A 25,966-nucleotide genomic window follows, 5' to 3' on the forward strand; every position below is an offset into this window, starting at 1 on the left:
TTTAATCGCCCTTCTGGACGATGTCACCGGATACCGGATTGAAATAGACCTCGGCTCGCTTGCCGTCCTTATCCTTGCCGTAGATTTCGTAGCAGTTGCCGGTGATTTCGAAAGTCTTGACCTTATAGCCAAGGGTATCGATCTTCGCCTTCATGGCGTCCTCCGACATCCACTTCGACTTCGGCTCTTTGGTGCAACTCGGGCTGGCGAGCGCCAGCGCCGGTACGGAAGCGGCAATTGCGACTGCGGTAATCAGTTTCAGCATAATCATTTGGTCCTTTGCTCTAAGCCCAACCGGGCGACGAACCGAGCAATAAAATCCCCTAGCTGTCCGTTTGCTGTCAGGGGAAACGAAACGCGCTCCCAGCGCCTCATTCAGTCGTCAATATGTACCGTATGCATCCAGGCCGGGTGAGAAGGCCTATCAATCGGGCGCTGCCATGCGGCGAGGGGCGCCGTCTGTCATTTGGCGCACGCACCAGTTCGCATAGAGGTCACCGAGCATCCTGCCTAGTAATTTGCCGACAAAACCGTCGGGAAAGTTGTATTCGATCTTCACGGTCACCCTGCTTCCTCTAGGAAAGGGTTCGATCCTGAAGCCCATCCTGTATTGACCGATGACCAGCAGACGCGTCGCGCCAAGCGTTTCCCATGTCTTGAGAAGAGGTGGCGATCGCTCGGTTACCACCTCTTCGAGACTTAGCCCGATCCCCAGGATCGAGCCACTCATTTTGATGACGGAGCCGACCTGCCGTCCCTCCGCATCGTCGAGTTCATATGTCATCACCGAGCCCAGCATCATGATCGACCGCTTATCCATGTGGCTTCCGAGCGCCCTCGGATCGTCCAGGAACGCAAATACTTGCTGTGCTGGCGCTGGAATTTCAACGGTACTCGAAGCTGAGCGGCGGTAGATCATTGCGGGTGATCTCCATGATCATGCCCACCGTGCCCATGGAACAGGTGCAGGAGCGGGCAAGCGAGAAGCAGCAGATATGGAGCGAGCCCGAGCGCGTGGGCCCAATGCTCCCGAAGCACGAAGAAAATGACGATGACGGCTAGTGACGCTCCGACCAGGAGCCACGTGCGGGACGTGCTCATAGGTTGATGCTCCTCAGTCTGAGGGAATTGCCGATCACGCTTACGGATGACAGAGCCATCGCGGCTGCGGCGATGATCGGGGAAAGCAGGATGCCGAAGGTCGGGTACAGCAAACCGGCGGCAACCGGGATGCCTGCGGCATTGTAGATGAATGCGAAGAACAGGTTTTGCCGGATGTTGGCCATCGTCGCCCGGCTGAGCTGCCGAGCTCGTACGATGCCCTGAAGGTCGCCCTTCAATAGGGTGACGCCGGCGCTTTCGATGGCGACATCCGTGCCGGTGCCCATTGCGATGCCGACGTCGGCGGCCGCAAGCGCAGGGGCATCGTTGACGCCGTCGCCAGCCATGGCGACGATCTTGCCTTCGCTGCGAAGCCTTGACACGATCTTGCTCTTGTCCTCCGGAAGCACCTCGGCTTCGACCTCCGAAATACCGAGCCGCCGCGCGACGGCATGCGCAGTGGTTTTGTTGTCGCCCGTCAGCATCACGACCCTGATGCCTTCGGAAACGAGCGCCTTCACAGCCGGCGGCGTCGTCGCCTTGACCGGGTCTGCAATGGCGAACAACCCGGCGACCTGCCCATCCGAAGCCATGAAGATGACCGTCGCCCCTTCGTTTCTGAGCTCCTCGGCTTTGACCGTCATCGCAGATACGTCGATCCCGCTTTCCTCCATGATCCGATGGCTTCCCAGGATGAGCTTCCTGCCGTCGACCATTCCGGTCACGCCCTTGCCGACGGGGCTGTCGAAGTCCCGGGCGTCGCCGACCTGGAGGTTGCGTTCGGTGGCGGCGTTGACGATAGCGAGAGCGAGCGGGTGCTCGCTCGAACGTTCAAGTGTCGCCGCGGCCTGCAGCAGTTCGGTCTCCGAAAGGCCTTCCATCGGTAAAATCGCGGTGACCTTCGGCCGCCCTTCGGTAAGGGTGCCCGTTTTGTCGACAACGAGGGTGTCGACCCTTTCGAAGCGTTCCAGGGCCTCCGCGTTCTTGATCAGGACGCCAAGTCTTGCACCACGGCCCACGCCGACCATGATGGACATTGGCGTTGCAAGGCCGAGGGCGCAGGGGCAGGCAATAATGAGAACGGCGACGGCGGCGACTAGCCCATGCGCGAAGCGTGGTACAGGTCCGATGAGCAGCCAGACGAAGAACGCAACAATGGCCACGGCGATGACCACCGGTACAAACCACCGGAGACCTGGTCGGCCAGGCGCTGAATCGGAGCGCGGGAACGCTGGGCTTCAGCGACCATTTTCACGATCTGCGAGAGCATGGTATCTTTGCCGACCTTGCCGGCTTCCATGACAAAGCCGCCGGTCTTGTTCATCGTGCCGCCGATCAGCTTCGAACCGACGTCTTTCGTCACGGGCATGGATTCGCCGGTGATCATCGACTCGTCAATCGAACTGCGCCCTTCAAGGAGTGTCCCGTCGACCGGGACTTTCTCGCCGGGACGAACACGCAGCCGGTCTCCGACGGCGACGGCATCAAGACCGATGTCCTCGTCGGTACCATCGGCCTTCACACGGCGCGCGATCTTTGGTGCAAGGTCGAGCAAGGCTCTTATCGCGCCGCCCGTCTGCTCGCGTGCCCGGAGTTCCAGGACCTGGCCAAGAAGAACGAGGACGATGATCACGGCTGCCGCTTCGAAATAGACCGCGACCGCGCCTTCGCCGGATCGCAGCGTTTCCGGGAAGGTGCCAGGCACGACGGTGGCAACCACGCTGTAGATCCAGGCGACACCGGTGCCCATCGCAATCAGCGTGAACATGTTGAGACTGCGGGTAACCAGTGATCGCCAACCACGTTCGAAGAACGGCCAGCCCGCCCAAAGGACCACGGGAGTCGCCAGCGCCATCTGGATCCAGTTCGAAGCCTGCGGTCCGATCATCATATGCAGGTTCGTCAGGTGCCCGCCCATCTCCAGCGCCAGGACGGGAAGGGACAGCACGAGGCCGATCCAGAAGCGGCGGGTCATATCGACCAGCTCTGCGCTTGGCCCTTCTGCGATCACGGGAGTTTCGGGCTCCAGCGTCATTCCGCAAATCGGGCAGTTGCCAGGGGCTATCTGCCGGATCTGCGGATGCATCGGGCAGGTATAGAAAACAGTTTGCCCTTCGGCGACGGGCGCTGTTTCCTGCGGCGGCACGGCATTGCTGCTGTGATCGTGATGGTGGTGATCATTGCGATGATGAGCGTGTCCGTGATGTTCGTCAGTCATGTCAGCCCCTTCAGATCGCGCCGTCGTAGGTGATGAAGGACATCATCCCCGCGGCCATATGATAGAGATGGTGGCAATGAAGCGGCCACCGGCCCGGATTTTCGGCGTCGAACTCCACCGCGACCTCTGCCATTGGCGGTAAAAGAACGGTGTCCCGCACTGCGCCCGCGAATGTTCTCCCATTGACGGCGACCACCTGGAAATGATGCCCATGCAAGTGCATCGGATGGGCCATCATCGACATGTTGCGCATCAGTATCCGGACACGCTGCCCCCGAGAGACGTTCAAGGCCTCTGCCGCTTCGATCGCCCATGTGTATCCGGCCATGCCGCCGGTCAGTGCAAGGTCATAGCGATGGTCGGGTGAGCGGGCCGGAAGCGGCTCGACACCTCGCAACTGCTGCTCAAGCGCGAGGTCGAGGACCGGCCCCCGTTCCGGCGCAACCGAGGCGAGCCTGGTCACGGGAGCCCCCGTCGTCGCAAGAATGATGCCCGTCCTTTCCCCAGCTCCCTCGCGCAGTGCCAGGATCGGTAACGTGCCTGATCCGGAAGGAAGCTGCAGCCGGATATCGAGCCGCTGTCCCATGGATATCGGGAAACGTTTGCCGGCGACTGGCACCACCTCCATGCCGTCAACTGCAATCAGGCTGCCGGTTACGCTACCAGTGTCGATGGTGAATGCGGTTGCGGTTGCTCCGTTGATAATCCGCAGGCGGACCCTGCCACCTTTCTCAACAGTGACGATTTCCGGGTCGTCCAGGGTGCGATCGTTGGCAAGATAGGCGTCATATTCGATGTCGTTCAGGTCCATGCCCTGCATGCCCGTCATCGACGCAGCCGTGCTTGAACCGCCGCTCATCGGCATCTGATGCTGGGCGTGCATCTTCGACATCATCGGCGTCATGCTCTGACCGCCCATCGGCATGTTGCCGTGTCCGGACCCGCCCGCCTTGAGTTCCGCCAGCAGTTCTTCAGGCGACTTGAAGGAAAAGTCATGAAGAAGGACGACGATCTCCTGCTCGTCGCGAGAGCGATCCTCGGCCGTGCGCACGATGAGCGGGGCCGCTAGGAGAGCCTGTTCCTGCAAGGTGTGGGCGTGCATCCAGTGTGTGCCGCCTCTGCCGATCGGAAAGTCGTAGTCCCTGATCTCCTTGGCCTTCAGCAGTGCAGCCGGATTGCCGGGAACGCCGTCCATGGCCCAAGGAGGCGTCAATCCGTGCCAGTGGATCAGCGTGTCTTCCGGCGTATCGTTGCCAAGCCGGAGATTGAACTGCGTCTGCGCATCCCAGACAAGTCCGGGCCGACCTTTTCGGTCTGTCAGGCCGAACACGGTTGCCGGCCTGCCTTTTACCTCAAGGGTCCGTTTCCCGATCACGAGGTCAGAGGACGATGCATCCGCTCTGCCGGTGGAGGCGCTTAATAGAGGTGAGACTGCTGCCGCGCCGACGGCGAGCGTCTTGAGGAATTCTCGACGGTACATGATAGTTCTCTCGATCCTGGCCGGCATTCCGACCGTGCTGATGATGATTTACCCGCACGGGGCGGGTGTCTCGTCACGCGAAGGATCGGGGCGGCTCCAGTCCCGGCGAAGGGTCTGTCCCGGCAAGATCTGTCGGCATGTCGGCAACCGGGCCAAGCGGGGTCAGCGAAAGAACCGGCTGGCTCGCATCGGAAACTACCGCCAGGCAAGCGGCGCAAGTGGCGCTGCAGCAGGCCTTGTCGTCCAAACTAGATGTCGTCCTCGGATGATCGTGGCCATGACCGCCATGGCTGTCGGACGCGCTCTGCTCGGTTGGGCAGAAATGAGGGGCGACGTGAGAAACTGGCGCAGCGAAAAGAACGACGGCGGCAAAAACGACCGCTATCATCCTCCAGATCACGCTTTTCCGCTCGCGCAGGTTCATGTTCAGCTCGCTTCGTCCGGAACGAGGAATACCGGATGCGGGTTTATCGGCCTTGATCTCCGTCAACCTTCCAACGGCGGCGTCGATATATAGTATGCCATAATACTAAATTAAGCATGATCTGAAATTATGGCGCTCTCTGCACCCGCGTTGCTACCCATTCCCCTGCAACCTTTCGACATTTCTTCGAGGTCCTCATGACAGGCACAAGCAAGACCACCGATCTCCAGGACAGACTTCAGTTCGTAGGCCTCGACGCAGCCCAGCTGCGCAGCCTGTCAGGGATCCACACGATTATACGAGGTACTATCGGTGAGACCCTTGATGCCTTCTACCGGAAGATCACTTAGCATCCGCAGACCGCGCGATTCTTCTCCAATGAGGCCCATGTTGCGCACGCGAAAGATCGGCAAGCGAAGCATTGGGACATCATCGCCTCCGGACAATACAACGAGAATTACGTCGAAGGCGTCACAACTGTAGGCCGTGTGCATGCTCGGATCGGGCTTGAGCCTCGCTGGTATATCGGTGGCTATGCGATGATCCTGGAGGGGATCATCCGGGCAGTGATCAAGGAGGAGTTGAAGGGTTTCCTTCATGGGCGAAAGGCTGAGAAGCTCTCGAACGATCTTGTCGCGGTCACCAAAGCTGCCCTGATCGATATGGATTATGCCATTTCCGTTTATCTCGATACCTTGGCCGAGGAACGAGCGCGCCTTGAAACACAGCGTGCAGTGGAGAAGGCAGAACAGGATGCTGCGTTGTCCGCATTGGCCGGTGGGCTTTCGCGCCTCGCAGAAGGAGATCTAACTGCCCAACTTCGCGAGCCCCTTGCGCCGAGCTTCGATGCACTGAAGCAGAACTTCAATTCATCGGTGGCGGCACTGGACGGTGCCATGCTGGAAATACACCGATCGGTCGAAGATGTCCGTGCGGAAGTGGAGGGCATCGCATCCGCAGCCAATGACATGGCCAAACGCACCGAACATCAGGCCTCTGCGTTGGAAGAAAGTGCTGCGGCCCTGGAAGAGATCACCACGATTTCGGGACAATCCGCGAACCGGGTGCGAGACGTTCAGACAGTTGTTCAGGAATCTGCTGCAGAGACTGCCAAGTCGGGCCAGATCGTCGACCAGGCGATTGCTGCGATGGGCGACATCGAAACGTCTTCGCAGAAAATGAACCAGATCATCGGCGTCATCGATGAAATCGCTTTCCAGACGAACCTCCTGGCGCTCAATGCCGGAGTTGAAGCCGCGCGCGCTGGCGAACAGGGCAAAGGCTTTGCTGTCGTGGCACAGGAGGTTCGCGAACTGGCGCAACGATCTGCCGCGGCAGCGAAGGAGATCAAGGAGCTGATCTCTCGTTCATCGGCCGACGTAAGGAGGGGCGTAGAACTTGTGAACCTTACAGGTGAATCCTTGAACACCATCGGAGACAGGGTTGGCTCCATCAAGGAGAATATCAACTCCGTTGCACAATCAGCGCAGGAGCAGGCTTCCGGCATTCAGGAGATCAATACTGCTGTGCGCAACATGGACCAGATCACGCAGCAGAATGCCGCGCTGATGGAGGAGACTAACGCCTCAACGCAGAGCCTCTCGCAGATCAGTCAGCGGCTTGCATCCCTGATCGGGCGTTTCCGGATTGGAGGTTCAGCAAGCCCCATGTCGGCAAACCCGCAACCCAAGCGCACTGCGGCGTAGCTTTTCACTGGCAAGCTACTTCAGACGATCCGGCGCTGGGGATGCAAATTTGGCTCGGCATATGCGAAGCGGTTGCGCAGAAAGGAGCCTTCCCGAAAGGATATCTGGCATCTGGACGAAGTGGTGATCTCCATCGGCGGTCGACAACACTGGCTTTGGCGCGCCGTCGACCAGGACGGCTATGTTCTTGACGAAATCGTACAGACCCGTCGCGACACCAAGGCTGCCAAGCGATTGCTGGTCAGGCTACAGAAGCAGCAAGGCCTCACGCCGAAGCGGATCATCACCGACAAACTGCGCTCATGTGGAGCGGCAAAGCGGGATGTGATGCCTACCGTCGAACACCGATCGCACAAGGGGCTGAACAATCGCGCGGAGAATTCACACCTGCCACTGCGAAAACGAGAGCGGGTGATGCAAGGCTTCCGATCCGCCGGCGGCTTGCGACGATTTATCTCGGTGTTTTCAGCGGTCAGAAATCTTTTCGTCCCGCCGCACCAGACGCACTCCGCCCTCGCCATTCACCTTCATCGGATCCAGGCAATCGCGCAGTGGAAGGCCGTAACCGGCACAGCTACCTGAGATCAACGGCAAGCGCTTCGTCCGGCTTCAGCCAAACAACGTGACATCACCGTTTCTCCAAATACAAAACTCGGCTAAGGTACGGGCATGTCTCAGATCACCGTAACACCCGCCAGAAAAGAGAAACTCGCTGATACCGTGTATGGACAAATCCTTTCTGAGATTACGTCCGGAAAATTCACGGAGGGCGACAAGCTTCCTTCAGAAGCGGAACTGTCGCTCGCCTTCGATGTGTCGCGACCCGTGGTCCGCGAGGCGCTTTTACGCCTATCTACAGATGGGTTGGTCCAATCGCGGCGGGGTATCGGCACGTTCGTTTCGACGAAGCCGTCCATGAGGCTGACGGAGTTGGCCGATGCGGCTAGCCTATCCAGTTATGTACGTTCTTTCGAGCCGAGAATCGTCATTGAAGTCGAGGCTGCGCGGCTTGCGGCGCTGCGACGTTCGCGCGGACATCTTGAGGCAATCCGGCAGACGATCGACGATCTGAACGAAGCGATCATGCGGGGTGAACTGGGCCAGTCACAGGACATTGCCTTTCACGACGCAATCGCGATTGCCGCCGGCAATGAATATTTTCCCGTCTTGCTGAGAGACCTTCGCCGGCCAGTTCTGGAAACCATGAATATCGGGCTAGAGCTTGCAAGGGAACGCGCACCGGCGCGGCGTCTGCGTGTCGTAGAAGAGCATACGCGGATATTCAACGCGATCAGCATCGAAGATAGTGATTCCGCGGCGAGCTACATGAAATATCACCTGCTCCAGGCGCGGGCAGCTATACTCGATGCGCAACATCTGGAGGCCGGGCGCCTGAATGGCGCCCGGCCGAAACACGACGAATAACGGACGGCAGGAAAGGCACCCGTCATTCTTTTCGGTATAGGCCCCGGCGCTTCAGTGCAGGATCTGGGCCAGGAATTCCTGAGCTCTTGCCGTCTTCGGATTTGAGAAGAAGTCATCCGGCTTGCCTGTCTCGACGATCGCACCGGCATCCATGAAGATGATGCGATCGGCGACCTGACGCGCGAAATGCATCTCGTGCGTCACGCAGATCATCGTGCCGCCTTCCTTGGCAAGCTCGACCATCGTATCGAGCACTTCGCGGACCATTTCCGGATCCAGTGCCGATGTCGGCTCGTCGAACAACATCAGTTCGGGGCTCATGGAGAGTGCTCGTGCGATCGCGACGCGCTGCTGCTGTCCGCCCGAAAGTTGCGATGGATATTTGCCGGCCTGTTCCGGAATCCGGACCCGTTCGAGGAAACGTTGTGCGGTCGCCCGGGCTTCCTCGCCCGACGCGCCTTTTACCTTCATCGGCGCGATCATGCAGTTTTCCAGCACGGTCATATGCGGGAAAAGATTGAAATTCTGGAAGACCATGCCGGTGCGCCGCCGCACCGCATCGATCGACTGGCGTGTATCCGTTACATCGATGCCACAGACGTGCAGAGAGCCGGATTGATATTGCTCCAGCGCGTTGAGGCAGCGGATCAGGGTCGATTTACCGGATCCGGATGGACCGCAGATCACGATTGTTTCGCCGCGGCTGACGGTCAGATCGATGTTCCGCAGCGCCCGGAAGGCTCCGAAGGACTTCGACACCTGCCTCGCCTCCACGACCGCTCCATCGGATTTTCCGTTCGAATGATTTGCGCTCACAGTCTTTTCCTTGTGGCCGTCAGACAATCTTCGGGTCGAATTCGCCGGAAGCGTATCGGCCCGCCATATCCGCCAACGGGATGACCTTGATCTTCGCAGCGTGCCCAGCCGTGCCAAACTCTTCAAGCCGCTGCTTGCAGAGCTTGGTAATGGCGTCCATTCCGGGCTTCATCATGTTGCGGATGTCGAATTCTTTGGGGTCTTCGTGCATCACCCGGCGGATCTGGCCGACCAGCGCCATCCGGTTATCGGTATCGATATTGATCTTGCGGACGCCATGCTTGATGCCGCGCTGGATTTCTTCGATCGGTACGCCCCAGGTCTGCTTTATGTCCGCACCGTACTTGTTCATGATGTCCTGTAATTCCTGCGGAACCGAGGAGGAGCCGTGCATCACGAGATGGGTGTTGGGCAGGCGCCGGTGAATTTCCTCCAGCCGGTCCATGGCCAGGACTTCGCCATCCGGCTTGCGGCTGAATTTGTAGGCGCCGTGTGAAGTGCCCATCGCGATGGCGAGGGCATCGACCTTGGTCGCCTTAACAAAATTCACTGCTTCGTCCGGGTCGGTCAGCATACGTTCGTCGGTCCGCGACTGGAGCTTCCCCAGAACGCCGATCTCGCCTTCGACCGACGCACCCATGTAATGCGCGACTTCGGATACGCGCGCGGTCACGCGGGCATTGTAGTCGTAGTCGGAGGGCGTCTTGGCGTCTTCGAGCAGCGATCCGTCCATCATCACCGATGTGAACTTGTGCTGAAGGGCGGTCGCGCACGTCGCCTCGCTATTGCCGTGGTCCTGGTGCACCACCATCGGGATATCCGGGTAGATCTTTTCCAGCGCCGCAAACAGGTGCTCGATCATGATGTCGCCCGCATAGGAGCGGGCCTTGGTGCCGACCTGCAGAATGACGGGCGCATCAACCGCACTGGCGGCGTTCATGACCGCCAGCATCTGTTCCATGCAAGTGACACTGAACGCGGGCACGCCATAGTGATGTTCGGCGGCGTGGTCGAGCAATTGTCTGAGCGTTATTTTGGGCATATAGGCAGCTTTCTCGTGAGGATTGGCCTGCAGCCCGGCTGCAGGCCATGAAATGAAATTAGAAGCGCGGAACGTCTTCGTTGACGATGCCCAGCCATTGTTTCTGGGCAGCCTGCAGCTCGCCACCGCTCCACAGCATCATGATCTCGGTGTTGAGCCACTGGTGGAGGTCGTAATCGCCGCGGCGGACGCCTATACCCATCGGGGACTGGCGGACGGCGAATTTGCGCGCGAACTTGTCCGTCTGCGCGTTAATGGCATTGGCAGCAGCGGCGCCGGAAACGATCGCATCGACTTGGCCTGTGAACAGTGCCTGATTGGTCGAGGCGTCATCTTCGAAACGCTGGATGTTGGTGCCCTGCACGGCCTTCTGGGTGATGATCGTGTCGTTGGTGCTGGCGCGGGTCACGCCAACGCGCTTGCCGACCAGAGCTTCGAGGTTGTCGAGCTTGGAGGCGGTCGGCGCGATGACCATCTGCTCGTCGACATAGATCGAGTTGCTGTACATGATGGCCTTAGCGCGTTCCGCCGTGATGCCGAGAGAGGAGATGACGATATCGACCTTGCCGGTCGTCAGGTTGGGGATTCGGGCCTGCGAAACCTGGTCGACGATTTCAAGCTTCACACCGAGATCCCGGGAGATCAGGTTTGCRATTGCAACGTCGAAACCGGACGGCTTCATGCTGGTGTCCGTCATGCCGTAAGGCGGCGTCGACAGCGAGATGCCGACGACGATCTTGCCACGCTTGATGATCTCGTCGAAGGTATTCGTGGTTTGCTGTGCGACAGCGACGGATGAAAGGCAAGCCGCGGCAACTACGCCGACGACAGCTTTCCTTATAAATGCGAGCATCGTTTTCTCCTCCGTTACGATGTTAGGATTTCAGACGTTTCTCGAGGCTGCGGCTGAACAGCGTCAGCGGGAAGCAGACAAGGAAATAGAAAGCCGCGGCGGTCAGATAAACCTCAAGCGGCTTGAACGTGGCGTTGCTGACGATCTGGGACGTGCGCGTCAGCTCGACGATGCCGACGACGGAAGCCAGCGAGGTGTTCTTTATGAGCTGGACGAAAAAGCCGACTGTAGGCGGAATGGCGATCCGGATTGCTTGCGGCACAATGATGTGGATCATCGCGTCGGCGCGACCAAGGCCGAGCGCATGCGCGCCTTCCCGTTGTCCCTTCGGGACGGACTGGATGGCGCCGCGCCAGATTTCTCCAAGAAATGCCGCTGCGTAGAGCGAAAAGGCGACGGCGATCGCGACGATCGGCTGCACCGAAATGCCGATATAGGTGACGCCGAAATAGGCGATGAACAGGGTTACGAGCAGCGGTGTGCCCTGCACCACGAAAATGTAGAACTGTGCGAGCCGACCGACGACAGGATTGGCTGAAATGCGCATCAGGGCTATCGCGGACCCGGCAATCGAACCGCCGACCAGCGCGATGAGCGCCAGACCGATGGTCCAGCCGAGACCGGTCAGCATGAACTGGACATGGGTGAGGCTGAATTGCTGAAACATCTTATCGCCCCAGGAACTTGAATGGAAACAGGACGCGTTCAAGGACCGTCATCACGCCTTTCAGCACAGCGACGAGAACGACGTACACGACCGCGATGACGAGGTAGATTTCCATGTTTCGCAGTGTGATGCCCTGAATGTCATTGCCGATGCCGGTAAGCTCGGGGACCGAGATCGCGGAGACGACGCTGGACGACAGAAGAAGCAGAATGAACTGCGCAGCGAGTGACGGAAAAACGGCCGCAAGCGCGGGCTTGAAGATCACATGCTTGAAAATGGTCAGCGGAGACATGCCGAGCGCGCGGCCGGCTTCGATCTGCCCCTTGGTGATGCTCTGGATACCGGCACGAATGACTTCGCTGCAATAGGCGCCTCCATAGATCGACATAGCGAGGATGGCGGCGACCGTGGGGTCGAGCCGGATGCCGAAGCTTGGCAGGCCGAAATAGATCAGGAAGACCTGCACGATGAACGGCGTATTGCGGATCGCCTCCACATAGACGACGGCCGGCAGCCGGACGAACCGACTGCTGCTGAGGGAGACACTTGCGACCAGAACGGCAATCATCAGCGCGAACACCATCGAGATGACCGAAATCTGTGCGGTCAGCAACATGCCCTTCAGCAGAAGGTCGCTGCGTGATAGCACTCCGGTAAAATCGAGATATCCCACTAAAAGTCTCCAGATGGCTGCGGATCAGGCTACGAGGTTGCCCGTTCTTGCAAAATCGGCATAGCGCGGTGCGAAATCCTCGCCCGCAGGCGATGCAGTGACGCTGTTTTCCCAGTTGCGGTTCTCGCGCCACGGGGTCGCCATCCTGTCGGTCAGTGCGTTCAGGTCATCCATGATGCGCGGGGCCTGATCTGCCAAGGCCTTTTCCATAGCCGCCATATCGGGGAAGTTCGAAAAGGCCTTGGACCATATGGCGCGGCCGGCGAGGTATCCGCTTGCGCCTGCGCGGTATGCATAGGTGAGGAGCCTCAGGAAGTCTTCTGGTGTGGAGCCTGCGCTTAGAAGCACCCACGGGCGACCCAGACCCTTCGCCATGTCATCGAACCGCTTCTGGATGCGGGCTGCATCGGGGGCGTCCGGATCGGGCACATCGACGGTTTCGGTCGGCGGTTCGAGCTTGTAGACGTCCACGCCTTCCGGATTCATGATGTCCGTGTCTGCAAGTGAACCGGCCACGAGTTCGACACGACGCGCATTGAACGCTTCCTGTGTCTCATCCGGGAAGGGGTATACGAGGAACTCGAGGATGAAAGGAATATCGTTCTCGCGGCAATCCCGCTTTACGCTGTTGAGATAGGCGAGTTGATGTTCCTTCACGTCATCGCTGACATCGGCGCGAAACCAGAGGTTCACCTTGACCCCGTCGCCGCCGATCTTGCGGATGACGCCCGGATTCCATCCGGGAATGTTTTGTGACTTGCGCCCGTTCTTCGTCACTTCCCAGGTCGCCCATTCCGTTGCAACCAGCAGCCCTTTGCGCGCGGAAATGCCATGGACCGTGGCCGAATAGCCGAGTGGCGGATCGATCAGCACCGCCGAAGCCTTCGGCGCCAGGTAGGTCCCGAGCAGCCGCTTCACCGCAGCAATATGATGGTAAGGTGCGTGAGCGACATTGAGGGCGGCCTTGATCGGGTTGACGATCGGCCCGGTCTGATCCATCGCCAGCATCTTGAAGCGGCCGTTTTCGTCCGCCAGCCGGCGCAGACCCCAAAGTTTGCCGGGGGTAATATTCATCACGCACTCCTCTTGAGAAAATCTTCGACGGCGCTGCGATCGGGGATGCTTTCCCAGCCGCTGCCCTTGGCGCATTTCAGCGCGGCAGTGGCGCTCGCAAAACGGGCTGCATTTTCGACATCGAGGTCTTCCGCGACGGCCAGCGTATAGGCGCCGTGGAAAATGTCGCCCGCACCATTGGTATCGATCGCCTYGATGGGAAAGGCCGGCACATTTCGGACGCCCGAGTCATCCAGCCAGAAGAAACCATGCTCGCCATCCGTGACGGCAACCACGCCCCGACACAGGCCGCGCGCGTGGCGAAGACCGGTTTCGATGTCGTCGCTACCAGAAAGGCGGCGAAGGCAGGCCGCAGAGAAGACGACGTGGTCGGGGAGATGCAGGAGCTTGTGAACCGCATCCATGTCGCCGACATCGGCATCGAGGACGCTGACGATGTTGCGCTTGCGGGCAGCCTCGAACATTGCCGCAGCGCCTTCCCACCAACTGTAGTCGGCAAGCACGCCGGTCACGCCATCAAGCTGGCTCAAAGGAAGCCATTCTGCCTCATTGCCAAGGTTCCGGCCGATGAAACCGAATGCCATGCGGTCGCCATCCGGAGATACGAGGATCGTACCTATCGGGCTGACCCCGCCATCCACACGCCGGACCGAGCGGGTATCAACACCGACGGCCGCGAGGCGGGCCAAAATCTGGTCGCCGGTCTCGTCATTGCCGAGGCGGCCCCAATAGACGGTCTCTGCGCCCAATAGCGCCGTGGTATAGGCAGCCGTCGCGGCAATTCCGCCGCCGGTCTTCAACACGTCAAGCGCCCGGATCTTGCTCGGCTGCGTCGGCAGCGTCGGCAGATAGACGATCGTGTCGAGAAACGCGTTTCCCAGATGCACGATCCGCTGCTTGCTTAAACCCACCCGGAACCTCCAATTCAAAACGACAGGGGGCGTTCTTGCCTTGCTGCAAGCCTTTCGCCTCCCATTGCCGGCACCATAAAAATTCGCGGACATGTAGTCAATAAAATTTACATGATGGCATGATTTTTTCATGCGTAACGTAAGGAGAGCCCTCGAAGGTTAGGGTAAATATTTTTTAAACGTAGATATATCGTTAAAATTCAGATGTTTGCAGATATTGCGAGGAAAATCAGATCCGGTGCGAACGGGAAGACAAGGTCGTTCCCTTGACATGTCGTTGTCAAATTTTACAAGTGATCTCAATGCCATCATGGCCAACACGGTCTTCGCACCGCCAAGCTCCGGAACACTCTAGTGAAACCGATCGACACGATACTCCACGTCACCGACAGAATCCGAAACCGCTCCGCGCAGACCCGCGCGGAATATGAGGCCATGGTCGAAGAAGCGCTCAATCGCGACGGGCCGCGGCGAAACACGATGCCCTGCGCGAATGCGGCGCATGTCGCCGCAGCCTGTCCCATTGCAGACAAGACTGCGCTGCTGGCTGCGAAAGCGTCAAATCTGGCGATCGTGACGGCCTATAACGACATGGTGTCGGCTCACCAGCCGTTCGAGCGCTTTCCTGACATCATCCGCCGCGAGGCAAACTGTCTCGGCGCGATCGCGCAGGTGGCCGGAGGCGTGCCGGCCATGTGCGACGGCATCACGCAGGGTAGGGAGGGCATGGAACTGTCCCTGTTCTCGCGGGACGTCATTGCCATGTCCACGGCGATCGCGCTCAGCCATGACGCTTTCGATGCGGCGCTCTATCTGGGGGTCTGCGACAAGATCGTACCAGGGCTTGTCATGGGTGCACTGGCCTTCGGCCATCTTCCGGCAGTCTTCGTTCCCGGAGGACCGATGCCGACCGGTCTGTCGAACTCGGAAAAGGTCAGGGTCCGGCAGTTGCATGCGGAAGGCAAGGTGGGGCAGCAAGAACTGCTGGAATCCGAAGCTCGCTCCTATCACGCGCCCGGAACCTGCACATTCTACGGCACGGCAAATTCCAACCAGATGCTCATGGAGATCATGGGGCTGCATCTTCCCGGCTCCAGTTTCGTCAATCCGAACACGCCGCTGCGAGATGCGCTGACGCGGGCTGCGGTCAGATGCGCGCTGGAAATCTCCAGGCCCGGCCCAAAGTTTACGCCGATATCGCGGATCGTCGGTGTGGAGACGATCGTCAACGGCATCATTGGCCTGCTTGCAACGGGCGGATCCACAAACCATACGATCCATTTGGTTGCCATGGCTCGTGTGGCCGGCATCATCATCACCTGGGACGACTTCTCCAACCTCTCGGAGGTGATACCGCTTGTCGCGCGGGCCTATCCGAACGGGCCTGCCGACATCAACCTGTTTCATGCGGCCGGCGGCATGCGATCGCTGATCGCGACGTTGCTCGATCATGGGCTTCTTCATGCGGATGTGAATACGATCGCCGGCGAAGGTCTAGACCGATACCGGCAGGTACCGGTACTTGTGAATGATGCCGTCGAATGGTGCGATCACCACGGTACTTCATCGGATGAAAGCGTTCTGCGTTCTGCCGGAAAACCGTTTCAGCCGACGGGCGGTCTCCGGGTGCTGACCGGCAATCTCGGTCGCTCCGTCATCAAGGTTTCGGCGGTGAAGGGAGGTCGCGGTGCTGTGACGGCTCCCGCGAAAATCTTCGAAACGCAGGAGCAGCTCATGCTGGCCTTCAAAGCGGGGGAGTTGGACCGAGATTTCGTCGCGGTCCTGCCCTTTCAAGGACCGAAGGCCTGCGGCATGCCGGAACTTCACAAGCTCAGTTCCGCCCTTGGCGTTCTGCAGGATCGCGGCTTCAAGGTGGCTCTGGTGACCGACGGGCGCATGTCCGGCGCTTCCGGCAAGATCCCGGCGGCCATCCATGTCTCGCCCGAGGCAGCCGATGGAGGACCGCTTGCGCTCGTGCGGGATGGTGACATGGTCAGGATCGACCCGGTGACAGGCACTCTGGAAATGCTCGTCGATGAGGCGACGATCGCCGGCCGCAAGCGGCTTGCAATGCCACACCGCGCCAAGCGCGGCATCGGCCGGGAGCTTTTCGCCAATGCCCGCCGCGCCGTCTCAAGTTCCGAAGACGGAGCGAGCTTCCTTTTTTGAAGGTTCAATCATAGGGCATCGGCATGTCGGAAAACAAAATTCGCTGGGGGCTGCTGGGCGCATCGACGATCGCGCGTGAAAGGCTCGTCAATGCGATCCGCTCAAATGGTGGTCATGTCGCCTCGGTCTATTCGTCCGACCGTGGGCGGGCCGATGCGTTTGCCGACGCCCTCGGCATATCCGCTCGCACGACGGATCTGGGCGAGTTCTTTGACCACTGCGATGCGGTTTATGTTTCGAGCGTCAACAGGCTGCACCATGCGCATGTGCTTGCAGCAGCCTCCGCCGGCAAACATGTCCTGTGCGAAAAGCCTCTTGCGACGAGCCTCGAGGAAGCCGCCGAGATGATCGAGGGCTGCCGGAGCGCGGGAGTCATCCTGGGCGTCAACCACCACTTGCGCGGCTCGACGGTCAATCGCGAGATGGCCGCGCTTGTCCAAAGCGGCGCGATCGGCCAGCCGCTTTTCGCGCGCGTTATCAATGCAGGCGTGCTGCCAAGCCATCTTTATCGTGGCCGGCTGACGGATGAACCCGGAAGCGGGATCATTTTCGACAAAGCGACGCATGATATCGATCTTCTGCGGTACCTGCTTGCGGAAACCCCGCTAGAGGTGACGGCCATGACGAGCGATGTTGCAGTCGAATCGTCGTCGATCGCCCAGGCCGTCATGAGCACGATGCGCTTTCCGTCCGGCCTCGTCGCGCAAACCTTCGATGCGTTCAACGTGCCCGGCAGCGCGACGGAGGTCGTCATTAATGGAACCGAAGGCAGCCTTTATGCCAGCGATTGCCTTTCCGGCCGGCCAGCCGGTGCGCTCAAGCTTGTAATGGCCGCAGGCGAAAGGCCGATTCCGCTTTCGCATGTCGATCCCTATACGGAGGTTATTCGATACCTACACCGGGCGATGACAACTGGCACTCGCCCGCTCGCTATCGGGGAAGATGGAAGAATCGCAATCTCTGTTGCAATTGCAATGTCGATCGCCGCACGTTCCAGCAACGTCGGACCGAAGATCGCGATATCTTTTTGAGTTCAAACATGATTTGGCGTCGCGGCTAGCAGCTATCTTATTCCACAAAGAGCGGGTCAAGGTTCGAATCCATTCAAGGCGATCGTGACGCTGCCCGTGCAGGTGATGCCGGGAATCGGAGTTCGAGTTCCTCGTTTCGGCTTCACCTGAGGAGGGATCCACTCGACGTCACCCGGGTGGGGTGTCTCAATACGGCCACCTTCCTTTTTGAGCAACACTGTGGCGGAGACAGTGACCAAGGTCTGCCCAAGCGGGTGCATGTGCCGGCCGAAACGACACCCTCGTGCCGCCGGTCTGTGCTGGGGCGCCGTTCTATAGAAGCCAGACGTCTCGACGGTCCCGGTACTCGGTTCTCACACCGCCACGAAGCCGCCGTCGACAAATAGTTCTTCGCCGCCAACGAAGCTACTATCGTTCGATGCCAGAAACAGCACCGCCTTGGCGACCTCTTCAGTCTGGGCAAGCCTGCCGAACGGAATAGCCTGCTGCATCCACTCCTCAGCGTCGGCATTGTTCTGCAGATAGGTCTGCATTGCCGGTGTCAGGACCATGCCGGGCGAAACGACGTTCACACGAATACCCTGGCTTTTCAGATCGATCGTCCAAGTTCGTGCGAACGAGCGAATCGCTGCCTTGGTGGCGCTATAGATGGATAGGTTGGCAAAGCCCTTGCTGCCCGCCCCCGATCCGGTCAACACGACAGCGCCGCCGGAAGGCATCAGCGGTAGAGCCTTCTGCACCGTAAAGACCATACCTTTGACGTTGATATTGAAGACCCGGTCGAAATGATCTTCTTCAATCGCGCCAATCGGGGCGGACTCGGACACGCCGGCATTGGCGAATACCACGTCAACGCGGCCGTGATCACGCTTTACTTCTGCATAGAGTTTGTCGAGGTCCGCGAGATCGCTGACATCGCCTTGAACGCCAATGGCGCCGTTGCCGATTTCCTCTAGGGCCTCATCTAGACGTTCCTGCCGGCGGCCGGTGACATACGTATAGGCACCTTCTGCTGCAAACAACTTGGCCGCTGCCAAGCCTATGCCGTCCGTCCCGCCCGTGATCACCACGACCTTGTCCTCAAATCGCTTCGTCATGCCATTCGCTCGCTTTTGCAGTAAGTGGAGGATTGCTCCATTTACTATATGGAGATATTCTCCACTTACAAGTCACAGTGAGGTCGATTTTTTGGCGGACGAAACTCCATTGCGAGTCGATGCGCGGCTGAACAAGGAGCGGATCCTTGCCGCAGCGGAGGAGGTCTTTCTGGAGCGAGGCGCGGGCGTTTCATTGGACGACGTCGCAAAGCGCGCCGGGGTCGGGATCGGGACGCTTTATCGCCGCTTTCCGACGAGAGAAGACCTCTTGGCCGCCACATACAGCGCCCGATTTCTGGCTTTTGCGGAGGCGAGCCGTGCCAGAGCATCCAAACTTGATCCTTTGGACGCTTTACGCGCATATTTGGAAGGCCTCGTTCAGCACACAAACGTCTATCGTGGTCTGGCAGCATCGCTCGGGATGGTTATGAGAATCGGGACGCCCGGATGTCTCGCAACCACGGCCGAAGGCGTTCGCCTGTTGAACAGTGCGCAGAAGGCAGGGGCAGTTCGATCAGACATCAGCTTCGATGATCTTGTGTGCGTAGCGACCGCAATCTCGCTCGCCACAGAGCAGGACAATTTGCCTGAAGCGCATATAGCGCATTTGGTTAGCGTCTTTACAAGTGGCGTCGCCTCACGCGGTGGATCTCCGCAATAGCCTCTTCGGCGCATCCCGGTCCAGCATTGGCTGTTTGATTGGATCTTTCTTCGGCTTGCCTATGGAGAAGTCGTTCCGACCGTAATTGCGATGGTCACTTATGATGTCAGTGCTCCCGCGCGACTATACGGGCGTGGCGCAACTTGGCCCGCCACTGCCCGGCGACTTGTGCGTCCGACCGTCAGTGGTCTTGCCGCCTCGCGTGGCCCCGCCGGTCTCGGTCCGGAAGAAAGTGTCGCCGCCAGCAGATCGAGGACGCGCGACGGGGGAACGCTCCTCAGGCCCGAACTATCAACCGGGACCGCATACGGCCAGCGCGCCAATAGAAGCGGTTGCTTCGAAGCAGCATAATCGGGCGCCTGCAGGACACGCATTATTGCCCTACAGTATTTTTTCCTGCGCAGCCTGGTACACCGTCCTCACGACCGGCCGGAAACCAAGACTCCGCGCGAGCGATGCATCAACATGGAGGTACCATGGATTTTGCATTGCCTCGGCCGAGGGTTCCATTTCTTGCCCCACGATTCCCGCCAATTCATAGACCGTCGTCGGCGCTTCATCGGATATGTTAACGATCCGGCCATCGAAGGCGCCTGCCAGCGCCAATCTCATCGCCGTTGCAATATCGCGATGGTGTATCGTGCTCATGCGATTGGCGGGATGGAAGCCGAAGGCGACCAGGTGCTTTGGCAGCATCTCCAGGTGACCGTCGCCGTCGCCATAAACAAACGGGAACCGTAAGATCGACCAGTTCAAGCCACTCTCGCGCAGCAGTTTCTCGGCTGCGACCTTGCTGGCGGGGTAGGCTTGTTCCGGCTCAACACTATCTGTCTCCCGGCCGGGCTGGGTCGAGTTCTTGTTATAGACATTCGACGTGCTCGCCATAATGAAGCGAGCATCAGGCGCATCAGCTTTTACAGCGGCGATCAAATTGCGGGTGCCCTCTAGGTTGCTCTTCCAGATCAAATCTGTATCCGAGGTGCGAAAGATGGCCGCCAGATGCACGATTGCCGAAACACCCCAAACAGCCTCCGAAAGCGTCAAAGGGTCAAGAATATCGCCGGTCACGGCCGTTGCTCCCGGGGGGCAGGTTTTCCCTGCCCGCAGCAGCAACCGGCAAGCAAGGCCTGCTTCTACCAGCCGCGGAACAAGGCGCTCGCCAACAAGGCCCGTCGCTCCAGTTATCAGTATTGTCATTAGCTCATACCTTTCGTGAGAGGGTCTGTAGCCGCTCGGTCGCCAATCGAAGGACGCGCATCGTCGTGGCCAGATCGGCCTCATCGATACCGTCAAAAGCAGCTTGGTGAATAAACGAGAGGTCTGGGATCTCCCGCCACAGGGCCTCGCCAGAACTCGTGAGTGTCAGAAGACGCTGGCGCTGGTCTTCTCCATCCGAGGTCTGCCGGACCAGCCCTTTGCGAACGAGCGTGGCGATGATCCCGCTCAAAGTCGCCCGTTCGAGCTCAAGCGCACGTCCGAGATCGCGCTGCACCATCGGACCAGCGTTTGCCAGATGCCAGAGAACGTACCACTGCGTCGAACCCAGATCGTATGGTCGCAGCGTCGCGTCCATGAGGGCCCGTCCCGCAAAATAGCATCGCTTTGTCCATGCCCCCACAGTCAGATGTTCGACGTCTCGTTCGTCCCGCATGAGGACAAGGTCCCTCCAATTGTTTGGTAGCTTGCGAATATTGCAAGGTACCAAACGAACTGTCAAGTGTCGTGTGGTGCTGCTCCGACGAAGGTGATGTGGCTGCGAACAAGCCCGGGCACGCGCCGATACGAGAAATTCCGCATCCAGCGGCATCGCTTCAACGCTGAAGCTCGAGCACCGCTCCTCAGTCCTGTGCGGTCGGCCGAATGACGATGCTGCCGACATTGACTTCGGGCGGCTGCTCCAGTGCGAAGAGAATGCCCCGTGCGACTGCACCGGGAGGGATCGCGATATTTCCTAAGCGCTTACCGATGGCCTCCTTGACTGCCTGGTCTGTAATCGAGTCTCCGAAGTTCGTGGCGACCATTCCCGGTGATATCTCCGTGACGCGAAGCTTCGGTCCCGCCTCCTGCCTCAGGGCTTCCGTCACCGTCCGGACTGCATTCTTGGTCGCGGCGTAAACGCCCATCGTCGGTAGTATCTTGATACCCGCGGTGGAGATGACGTTGATTATGTGGCCGCTTCCCTGCCGCGTGAACACCGGCAGCGCGGCGGCGATCCCGTAGAGAGTGCCACGCAGATTAACGTCTATCATTGCGTCCCAATCCTCGACACGCAGCGCGTCGAATCGCGAGATCGGCCCAATTCCGGCGTTGTTAACGATGGCATCAAGTTTGCCGCCTCGTTCGACCGCCAATCCAACAAGCGCTTCAAGATCGCGCCGGCGGCGGACATCGGTCGCTAGGAACGCAGCCTTGCCGCCCGCAGCGGTCATCTCGGCCGTGATCGCTGCGAGGGCCTTCTCGTTGCGGGCGCCGAGCACAACGTAAGCGCCATGTTTCGCCAGCAATTTCGCCGTCGCGCATCCAATGCCACTGCTTGCCCCTGTGATCGCGACGACTTTGCCTTCGACGCTCATTGCCGATCTCCATCGCCGAGTTCTTCCGAAGAAAATAGCCAAGCGCGGCAAGATGATCTATGCTTCGTAGGCTATGAAGTTGTCGCAATCGTCCAAACTGGTGGCCGACCCACTATCGAATGTGCTCGATGTCCTTGGTGCGAGGGTGACGCGGCGCACCCGAATGGAGGCCGCGGGTGAATGGGCTCTCGCGTTTCCCGCAATGGATCGGCTCAAGTTCGTCGCGGTGTTGCGCGGCACGAGCTGGATGCTGCTGCCTTCACGCGAGCCTCAGTTCATGCAGGCGGGTGACGTCGGTCTGCTAGGACGCACTCCCTATGTAGTGGCAAGCGATCCGGGCCAAACGCCGATCGATGGACAGGTCTTTTATGGGGCTTCTGGTTGCGACGTGGCCCGCTTCGGAGGCAATGACACAATAGGGATTGGAGGAACGGTCAGCTTTGCCGCTGACAATGCAGACTTCCTGCTCGACATGCTGCCGGACTTTTTGCTCGTCCCCCGCGGCACGCCTGCGTCGGGAGCAATAGCAACGATCCTCAATCTGATGAACGACGAGATCCAGCGAGACAGAATTGGCGGAGAAGTCGTCAGTTCACGCCTGGCCGACATCTTGTTGGTAGAAGCGATCCGCGCCTACGCAAGCCAGCCCGAGCAAGTCGGAATTGGATGGTTTGGCGCGCTCTCAGACCCCCGGCTAGGTCGGGTTCTCCAAGCGATCCACGAGGATGTCTCGCGGCCTTGGACGGTGGCCGGGCTCGCGAGCGTCGCCGGTATGTCGCGCGCCGCTTTTTCCGCCGCCTTCGCCCGCCGCGTAGGTCAACCGCCGCTCACCTACTTGCGGGCGTGGCGCCTAACCATTGCTCGTGCGGCGCTGGCTAGGGGGGATGCGAATGTTGCCACTATAGCAAGGAGCGTTGGCTACGAGTCCCAGAGCGCGTTCGGTCACGCTTTTAAGCGCGAGTTCGGAAGCCCTCCGAAAGCTGGCCCGGCATCGTGACGCAAGCAGACGCGCGACGCGAGTGCCAAATTCAATTCGCAGAAATTAATTCGGATCTTTTACAGACGGCGCAAAGGTCGTTATTTTAGAGATCTGTCCGTTGCTACCGACTGTGATTTGATCACCTCCGCGAGCAAACTCCTTGCCATCGGCCTGGATGATAACCCAAGTCAATAGAGCCACATTGTGGTGCGAAGAGATATCGCCGATTTCGAAATGTCCGCCCGGGAATCTCTCATGGAACGTGGCCATGTCTTCGATGACTAGCGAGCGACCGGTGGTCAGGTCATGTCTTGCAGTGTGGTATTCGATGTTCTCGCTCAAAACCTCGTTGGCGATCTTCAAACGCTCTTCGATCGAGGTTGTATTCCAAGCGCTTAGATATTTTTTGTAGATCTTCCAGGCTTCTTGATTCGTCATAGCTGATCCTTCTCTTTTCGCCGGACCCGGAACTGCCTGTGCTGAAGCCGGGATTGGTAAAACCACCAAACTCACTAGGATAACTGCGTAACGCAGGACTGCGCTGCCCCACTGTTGCGCCGCGATCGGGTTCGAACCGGGCAAGGCCATCTATCTTTCCTTTCACAGGGTGCGTGGAGCGATTGCACCCGTCGATTGATAGCCCCTCGACGTGTCAGAAACCGTCATCATCGAACGCCAATCACGATCCTGCTGCCGCCACCGCGCCGCGAGGGATTGGCGTCGACCGGGGTAGCGCTCCTCCGAAACCGTCCGTAGTTGCAGACGATCGACGCGGAAGTGGCGGAAAGCCGATCTATGTTCGCACCAGGCCGCCAATACGCGCACATCATCGAAATAGACGATGGCGATCGGCCAGACGGTCCGATCCGACAACCTGCCGTGGGTGTCCCCATAGCTGATCGCGACTTTGTGTTGCCGGCGGATGGCATCTCGCAACAAAGCGACCTGCGGAGGGTCCTTGCGCTCCGACGCCGAGGCCGCGGTTACGAGAGCAGGTGGCGCATCATTTGTCGCTGGGCCGTTTTTTCTGGCGGAAAGTATCTTCGCAAGAGCCCTCTCGCTGCCTTGTGCCAAGGCGGGATCGGCGCGCTGCCGCACCCAGCCTAAACCGAGGATTACCGCGTCCAGTTCATCCGATGAAAACGCGAATTCTGGGAGAAAGAAGCCTTCTCCCAGACGATAGCCGATACCCGCCTGTCCATCGAGAGGCGCTCCGAGCGAGCGTAGCGTCTCAATGTCCCGGTATACGCTCCGCCGCGAGATACCTAGTTCACGCGCCAAATATTGCGCCGTAACGGGCATCCTGCGTGCTCGTAGCAGGCTTATTAGTTCAAATAGACGCCCCGTTCTCGACATATACAGGCTCTTTCTCGACAAATGCCGTTTTCTTAGGAGATTATCTAAGTTGACCCTCGATACCAGCCTTGTCGATGACTGACCAAACCTCTTGGATTCGGCCTCCTCGGAATTCGTAGAAGACGTTCTCCGCGAAGGCCACCTTCCGACCGTTCACAGGAACGCCAAGAAATTGCCCTTTCGGCGTAACGTCGAACCACAGCCGGGCCGCGATATGGGGCGGTTCAGCGACAAGGATCTGGATGTCGAAATGGAGGTCCGGCATCTGCTCGAAATTATCCTCGAGCATTCGCCGGTATCCACTCAGGCCAAGCATAGTGCTGTTGCGACGAACATCATCCTGGACGAAGCGTCCGAGATTTTCCCAATCTTGGCTGTTCAGGCAGGCGATATACCCGAGGTAGACGTTTGCAAGATCAATTGTGGTCATTGTCGGTCCTCGCACAGATGTCTCGCGAATGGTGCGGCGGGCTAGTGGCAAAAATCCCGATCTCAACGGTGATGTCCCTGAGTACTAGCGATGAAGGCACGCAGATCCGCGAGCAGCAGTTCCGGCTCTTCCATCGCTGCGAAATGACCACCCTTGGTCATCTCAGTCCAACGCACGATATTGTACGTCTTCTCCGCGTACGATCGCGGCGGAGGTATGAAGACGGGGTCAGGGAACGCGGCGACGCCTGTAGGCACGTCCACACGCGTCCCGGCGGGCACCTTGTCTGCACCCTCTTCCCGTTGGCCTTGATAGATCCAGGTCGCAGTCACGACCGCAGCGGGCGCCACGTAAAGCATAATGTTGGTCAGCAATTGCTCTTCGGAAAAGCGCTCCCATAGGTCAGGGCTGCCATCATCGCGCTTCGGCAAGTCGGACCAGACACCGAACTTCTCAAGGATCCAGGCCGCCGCACCAACGGGACTGTCTGCCATCGCGACGCCTAGCGTTTGGGGCCGCGTACCCTGCTCATGGCTGTAACCTCTCTCTCGATCGGAATTGGCAGCGAAACGGGCCTGCCAGTCCTCCTCAGCGGACGTCGTCGGACGCACATCAGCGGCCGTGATCGGGACCATGTTGAGGTGGATGCCAAGCAATGCTTGCGGACGACCATAGGCCATTCGGGTAGCGATGCCCGCGCCCCAATCGCCGCCCTGCACAAAGTAGCGCCGCTCGCCGAATAGCTCGGTCATGAACCTGTGCAGTAGCTCCGCAATCCGGATCGGACCAAGGATGCCTGTGGTCGGGTTGGAGAAGGCGAAGCCCGGGAGGGACGGTATGACCACGTCATGGCCGTCTGCGATGAGCGGATCGATCATCTGCTCGAACTCAATGAAGGACCCCGGCCAGCCGTGTAGAAGAAGGATGGGCGGTTTGGTCCCGTCGCCTACTTCGTGGATAAAATGAAGGCGCTGGCCGTCAACCTCAGCGGTGAAATGAGGACGCCGATTTAGCCTACGCTCGACCTCGCGCCAGTCGAATCCGTCAAGCCAGAACCTGACCAGGCGCTGAAGATCCGCTTTGCCTATTCCGGATCGCCAGCCCCCGGCGTCTGGCAGCTGATCCCAGTCATAAGCTTCGACTTTGCGCCTGATCTCATTAAGGCGTTGATCGGGAATATGGATGGTAAATGGCGTCGCCATTTTTCCCTCCTTGAATTAGTGCTCCAGTATTGGGCGGATCGCCCTCGTTGATGGCTTCGCGCACACCGTGAGTCTCAT

General features: G+C 59.2%; 25 protein-coding genes and 3 pseudogenes. 8 read left to right on the plus strand and 20 right to left on the minus strand.

The annotated features are described in order from the left end of the window. Window position 1: 1 nt before the first annotated feature. The 5 genes and pseudogenes from AC1D3C_RS04820 to AC1D3C_RS04840 form a co-directional block, all read right to left on the minus strand. Entirely contained in the window at window positions 2-268 is a 267-nt protein-coding gene (locus tag AC1D3C_RS04820; RefSeq protein ID WP_040125860.1) for a PepSY domain-containing protein, read from the minus strand. A gap of 156 nt (window positions 269-424) precedes the next feature. Beyond that, window positions 425-919, minus strand: coding sequence for an SRPBCC family protein (locus tag AC1D3C_RS04825; RefSeq protein ID WP_040125239.1), 495 nt, complete (start codon window positions 917-919; stop codon window positions 425-427). Continuing rightward, window positions 916-1,101 carry a DUF2933 domain-containing protein gene (locus AC1D3C_RS04830; RefSeq protein ID WP_080719367.1) on the minus strand — a complete coding sequence of 62 codons (186 nt, stop codon included), beginning with the start codon at window positions 1,099-1,101 and terminating at the stop codon, window positions 916-918. The genes AC1D3C_RS04825 and AC1D3C_RS04830 overlap by 4 nt, the downstream gene beginning before the upstream one ends. Further along, window positions 1,098-3,319: pseudogene (locus tag AC1D3C_RS04835) on the minus strand (copper-transporting P-type ATPase). The gene AC1D3C_RS04830 and the pseudogene AC1D3C_RS04835 overlap by 4 nt, the downstream one beginning before the upstream one ends. A 10-nt stretch (window positions 3,320-3,329) precedes the next feature. Next, the gene (locus tag AC1D3C_RS04840) at window positions 3,330-4,799 is read right to left on the minus strand and encodes a multicopper oxidase family protein (protein WP_040125238.1); all 1,470 of its coding nucleotides are present in this window, start codon (window positions 4,797-4,799) and stop codon (window positions 3,330-3,332) included. Window positions 4,800-5,076: 277 nt separating this feature from the next. On the opposite strand from AC1D3C_RS04840, the gene AC1D3C_RS04845 reads away from it, so the two are divergent. From AC1D3C_RS04845 to AC1D3C_RS04860, 4 genes and pseudogenes are all read left to right on the plus strand, one after another. After that, on the plus strand, window positions 5,077-5,316 hold the full coding sequence (locus AC1D3C_RS04845; RefSeq protein WP_157885326.1) for a hypothetical protein: 240 nt from the start codon (window positions 5,077-5,079) through the stop codon (window positions 5,314-5,316). Window positions 5,317-5,420: 104 nt separating this feature from the next. After that, window positions 5,421-6,929, plus strand: a pseudogene (locus tag AC1D3C_RS04850) (methyl-accepting chemotaxis protein). A 21-nt stretch (window positions 6,930-6,950) separates the two neighbouring features. Next, a pseudogene (locus AC1D3C_RS04855) lies at window positions 6,951-7,511 on the plus strand (IS6 family transposase); the annotation flags it as partial. An 87-nt stretch (window positions 7,512-7,598) separates the two neighbouring features. Further along, window positions 7,599-8,354 carry a FadR/GntR family transcriptional regulator gene (locus AC1D3C_RS04860; protein WP_065814815.1) on the plus strand — a complete coding sequence of 252 codons (756 nt, stop codon included), beginning with the start codon at window positions 7,599-7,601 and terminating at the stop codon, window positions 8,352-8,354. 51 nt (window positions 8,355-8,405) lie between these two features. On the opposite strand, the gene AC1D3C_RS04865 is transcribed toward AC1D3C_RS04860, so the two are convergent. From AC1D3C_RS04865 to AC1D3C_RS04895, 7 genes are read right to left on the minus strand one after another with little or no spacing between them, the layout of a single operon-like run. Further along, window positions 8,406-9,170 carry an amino acid ABC transporter ATP-binding protein gene (locus AC1D3C_RS04865; RefSeq protein ID WP_040125857.1) on the minus strand — a complete coding sequence of 255 codons (765 nt, stop codon included), beginning with the start codon at window positions 9,168-9,170 and terminating at the stop codon, window positions 8,406-8,408. A gap of 19 nt (window positions 9,171-9,189) precedes the next feature. Beyond that, complete coding sequence (gene fba / locus AC1D3C_RS04870) at window positions 9,190-10,212, minus strand: class II fructose-bisphosphate aldolase (protein WP_040125234.1); 1,023 nt, start codon at window positions 10,210-10,212, stop codon at window positions 9,190-9,192. 58 nt (window positions 10,213-10,270) lie between these two features. Further along, the gene (locus tag AC1D3C_RS04875) at window positions 10,271-11,065 is read right to left on the minus strand and encodes a transporter substrate-binding domain-containing protein (RefSeq protein WP_051900578.1); all 795 of its coding nucleotides are present in this window, start codon (window positions 11,063-11,065) and stop codon (window positions 10,271-10,273) included. 22 nt (window positions 11,066-11,087) lie between these two features. Beyond that, entirely contained in the window at window positions 11,088-11,732 is a 645-nt protein-coding gene (locus AC1D3C_RS04880; protein ID WP_040125232.1) for an amino acid ABC transporter permease, read from the minus strand. A gap of 1 nt (window position 11,733) precedes the next feature. Continuing rightward, the gene (locus AC1D3C_RS04885) at window positions 11,734-12,405 is read right to left on the minus strand and encodes an amino acid ABC transporter permease (protein WP_051900577.1); all 672 of its coding nucleotides are present in this window, start codon (window positions 12,403-12,405) and stop codon (window positions 11,734-11,736) included. Window positions 12,406-12,429: 24 nt separating this feature from the next. After that, window positions 12,430-13,554: a tagatose 1,6-diphosphate aldolase gene (locus AC1D3C_RS04890; protein ID WP_477482105.1), complete on the minus strand. Its 1,125-nt coding sequence runs from the start codon at window positions 13,552-13,554 to the stop codon at window positions 12,430-12,432. Next, window positions 13,479-14,390, minus strand: a complete 912-nt coding sequence (locus AC1D3C_RS04895) for a PfkB family carbohydrate kinase (protein WP_477482106.1) — start codon at window positions 14,388-14,390, stop codon at window positions 13,479-13,481. The genes AC1D3C_RS04890 and AC1D3C_RS04895 overlap by 76 nt, the downstream gene beginning before the upstream one ends. Before the next feature lie 354 nt (window positions 14,391-14,744). Between AC1D3C_RS04895 and edd the strand changes: the two genes are divergently transcribed. Both edd and AC1D3C_RS04905 read left to right on the plus strand, forming a co-directional pair. Beyond that, the gene (gene edd, locus AC1D3C_RS04900; RefSeq protein WP_040125226.1) at window positions 14,745-16,559 is read left to right on the plus strand and encodes a phosphogluconate dehydratase; all 1,815 of its coding nucleotides are present in this window, start codon (window positions 14,745-14,747) and stop codon (window positions 16,557-16,559) included. Window positions 16,560-16,582: 23 nt separating this feature from the next. Beyond that, on the plus strand, window positions 16,583-17,590 hold the full coding sequence (locus AC1D3C_RS04905; RefSeq protein ID WP_040125224.1) for a Gfo/Idh/MocA family protein: 1,008 nt from the start codon (window positions 16,583-16,585) through the stop codon (window positions 17,588-17,590). Window positions 17,591-17,943: 353 nt separating this feature from the next. On the opposite strand, the gene AC1D3C_RS04910 is transcribed toward AC1D3C_RS04905, so the two are convergent. Next, the gene (locus AC1D3C_RS04910; RefSeq protein WP_040125223.1) at window positions 17,944-18,687 is read right to left on the minus strand and encodes an SDR family NAD(P)-dependent oxidoreductase; all 744 of its coding nucleotides are present in this window, start codon (window positions 18,685-18,687) and stop codon (window positions 17,944-17,946) included. A 91-nt stretch (window positions 18,688-18,778) separates the two neighbouring features. On the opposite strand from AC1D3C_RS04910, the gene AC1D3C_RS04915 reads away from it, so the two are divergent. Then, window positions 18,779-19,348, plus strand: coding sequence for a TetR/AcrR family transcriptional regulator (locus AC1D3C_RS04915; protein WP_040125220.1), 570 nt, complete (start codon window positions 18,779-18,781; stop codon window positions 19,346-19,348). A 381-nt stretch (window positions 19,349-19,729) separates the two neighbouring features. Here AC1D3C_RS04915 and AC1D3C_RS04920 read toward each other — a convergent pair whose 3' ends face one another. From AC1D3C_RS04920 to AC1D3C_RS04930, 3 genes are all read right to left on the minus strand, one after another. Further along, on the minus strand, window positions 19,730-20,545 hold the full coding sequence (locus AC1D3C_RS04920; protein ID WP_477482107.1) for an NAD-dependent epimerase/dehydratase family protein: 816 nt from the start codon (window positions 20,543-20,545) through the stop codon (window positions 19,730-19,732). Between the two features lie 4 nt (window positions 20,546-20,549). Further along, window positions 20,550-20,999 carry a MarR family winged helix-turn-helix transcriptional regulator gene (locus tag AC1D3C_RS04925; RefSeq protein WP_040125216.1) on the minus strand — a complete coding sequence of 150 codons (450 nt, stop codon included), beginning with the start codon at window positions 20,997-20,999 and terminating at the stop codon, window positions 20,550-20,552. Between the two features lie 187 nt (window positions 21,000-21,186). Next, on the minus strand, window positions 21,187-21,921 hold the full coding sequence (locus AC1D3C_RS04930) for an SDR family oxidoreductase (protein ID WP_040125214.1): 735 nt from the start codon (window positions 21,919-21,921) through the stop codon (window positions 21,187-21,189). 73 nt (window positions 21,922-21,994) lie between these two features. Between AC1D3C_RS04930 and AC1D3C_RS04935 the strand changes: the two genes are divergently transcribed. After that, window positions 21,995-22,918, plus strand: a complete 924-nt coding sequence (locus AC1D3C_RS04935) for an AraC family transcriptional regulator (RefSeq protein ID WP_040125213.1) — start codon at window positions 21,995-21,997, stop codon at window positions 22,916-22,918. Window positions 22,919-22,963: 45 nt separating this feature from the next. Here AC1D3C_RS04935 and AC1D3C_RS04940 read toward each other — a convergent pair whose 3' ends face one another. From AC1D3C_RS04940 to AC1D3C_RS04955, 4 genes are all read right to left on the minus strand, one after another. Further along, window positions 22,964-23,488 carry a nuclear transport factor 2 family protein gene (locus AC1D3C_RS04940; protein ID WP_157885325.1) on the minus strand — a complete coding sequence of 175 codons (525 nt, stop codon included), beginning with the start codon at window positions 23,486-23,488 and terminating at the stop codon, window positions 22,964-22,966. 12 nt (window positions 23,489-23,500) lie between these two features. After that, window positions 23,501-24,256, minus strand: a complete 756-nt coding sequence (locus AC1D3C_RS04945) for a helix-turn-helix transcriptional regulator (RefSeq protein WP_040125209.1) — start codon at window positions 24,254-24,256, stop codon at window positions 23,501-23,503. A gap of 40 nt (window positions 24,257-24,296) precedes the next feature. Then, window positions 24,297-24,686: an ester cyclase gene (locus tag AC1D3C_RS04950; RefSeq protein ID WP_040125208.1), complete on the minus strand. Its 390-nt coding sequence runs from the start codon at window positions 24,684-24,686 to the stop codon at window positions 24,297-24,299. 62 nt (window positions 24,687-24,748) lie between these two features. Further along, window positions 24,749-25,888, minus strand: a complete 1,140-nt coding sequence (locus AC1D3C_RS04955; protein ID WP_040125206.1) for an epoxide hydrolase family protein — start codon at window positions 25,886-25,888, stop codon at window positions 24,749-24,751. Between the last annotated feature and the right edge of the window lie 78 nt (window positions 25,889-25,966).

It is taken from the genome of Neorhizobium sp. P1_A6 (assembly GCF_056406795.1).

Bases quoted from the DNA above. Each gene is read 5' to 3' on its own strand.
- AC1D3C_RS04945 (WP_040125209.1), bottom strand. From the start codon at position 24,256: ATGTCGAGAACGGGGCGTCTATTTGAACTAATAAGCCTGCTACGAGCA.
- AC1D3C_RS04860 (WP_065814815.1), top strand. From the start codon at position 7,599: ATGTCTCAGATCACCGTAACACCCGCCAGAAAAGAGAAACTCGCTGAT.
- AC1D3C_RS04930 (WP_040125214.1), bottom strand. From the start codon at position 21,921: ATGAGCGTCGAAGGCAAAGTCGTCGCGATCACAGGGGCAAGCAGTGGC.
- AC1D3C_RS04880 (WP_040125232.1), bottom strand. From the start codon at position 11,732: ATGTTTCAGCAATTCAGCCTCACCCATGTCCAGTTCATGCTGACCGGT.
- AC1D3C_RS04890 (WP_477482105.1), bottom strand. From the start codon at position 13,554: ATGCGCCAAGGGCAGCGGCTGGGAAAGCATCCCCGATCGCAGCGCCGT.
- AC1D3C_RS04955 (WP_040125206.1), bottom strand. From the start codon at position 25,888: ATGGCGACGCCATTTACCATCCATATTCCCGATCAACGCCTTAATGAG.
- AC1D3C_RS04920 (WP_477482107.1), bottom strand. From the start codon at position 20,545: ATGACAATACTGATAACTGGAGCGACGGGCCTTGTTGGCGAGCGCCTT.
- AC1D3C_RS04940 (WP_157885325.1), bottom strand. From the start codon at position 23,488: ATGGCCTTGCCCGGTTCGAACCCGATCGCGGCGCAACAGTGGGGCAGC.
- AC1D3C_RS04950 (WP_040125208.1), bottom strand. From the start codon at position 24,686: ATGACCACAATTGATCTTGCAAACGTCTACCTCGGGTATATCGCCTGC.
- AC1D3C_RS04905 (WP_040125224.1), top strand. From the start codon at position 16,583: ATGTCGGAAAACAAAATTCGCTGGGGGCTGCTGGGCGCATCGACGATC.
- AC1D3C_RS04825 (WP_040125239.1), bottom strand. From the start codon at position 919: ATGATCTACCGCCGCTCAGCTTCGAGTACCGTTGAAATTCCAGCGCCA.
- AC1D3C_RS04830 (WP_080719367.1), bottom strand. From the start codon at position 1,101: ATGAGCACGTCCCGCACGTGGCTCCTGGTCGGAGCGTCACTAGCCGTC.
- AC1D3C_RS04845 (WP_157885326.1), top strand. From the start codon at position 5,077: ATGACCGCCATGGCTGTCGGACGCGCTCTGCTCGGTTGGGCAGAAATG.
- AC1D3C_RS04840 (WP_040125238.1), bottom strand. From the start codon at position 4,799: ATGTACCGTCGAGAATTCCTCAAGACGCTCGCCGTCGGCGCGGCAGCA.
- AC1D3C_RS04910 (WP_040125223.1), bottom strand. From the start codon at position 18,687: ATGACGAAGCGATTTGAGGACAAGGTCGTGGTGATCACGGGCGGGACG.
- fba (WP_040125234.1), bottom strand. From the start codon at position 10,212: ATGCCCAAAATAACGCTCAGACAATTGCTCGACCACGCCGCCGAACAT.
- AC1D3C_RS04925 (WP_040125216.1), bottom strand. From the start codon at position 20,999: ATGCGGGACGAACGAGACGTCGAACATCTGACTGTGGGGGCATGGACA.
- AC1D3C_RS04935 (WP_040125213.1), top strand. From the start codon at position 21,995: ATGAAGTTGTCGCAATCGTCCAAACTGGTGGCCGACCCACTATCGAAT.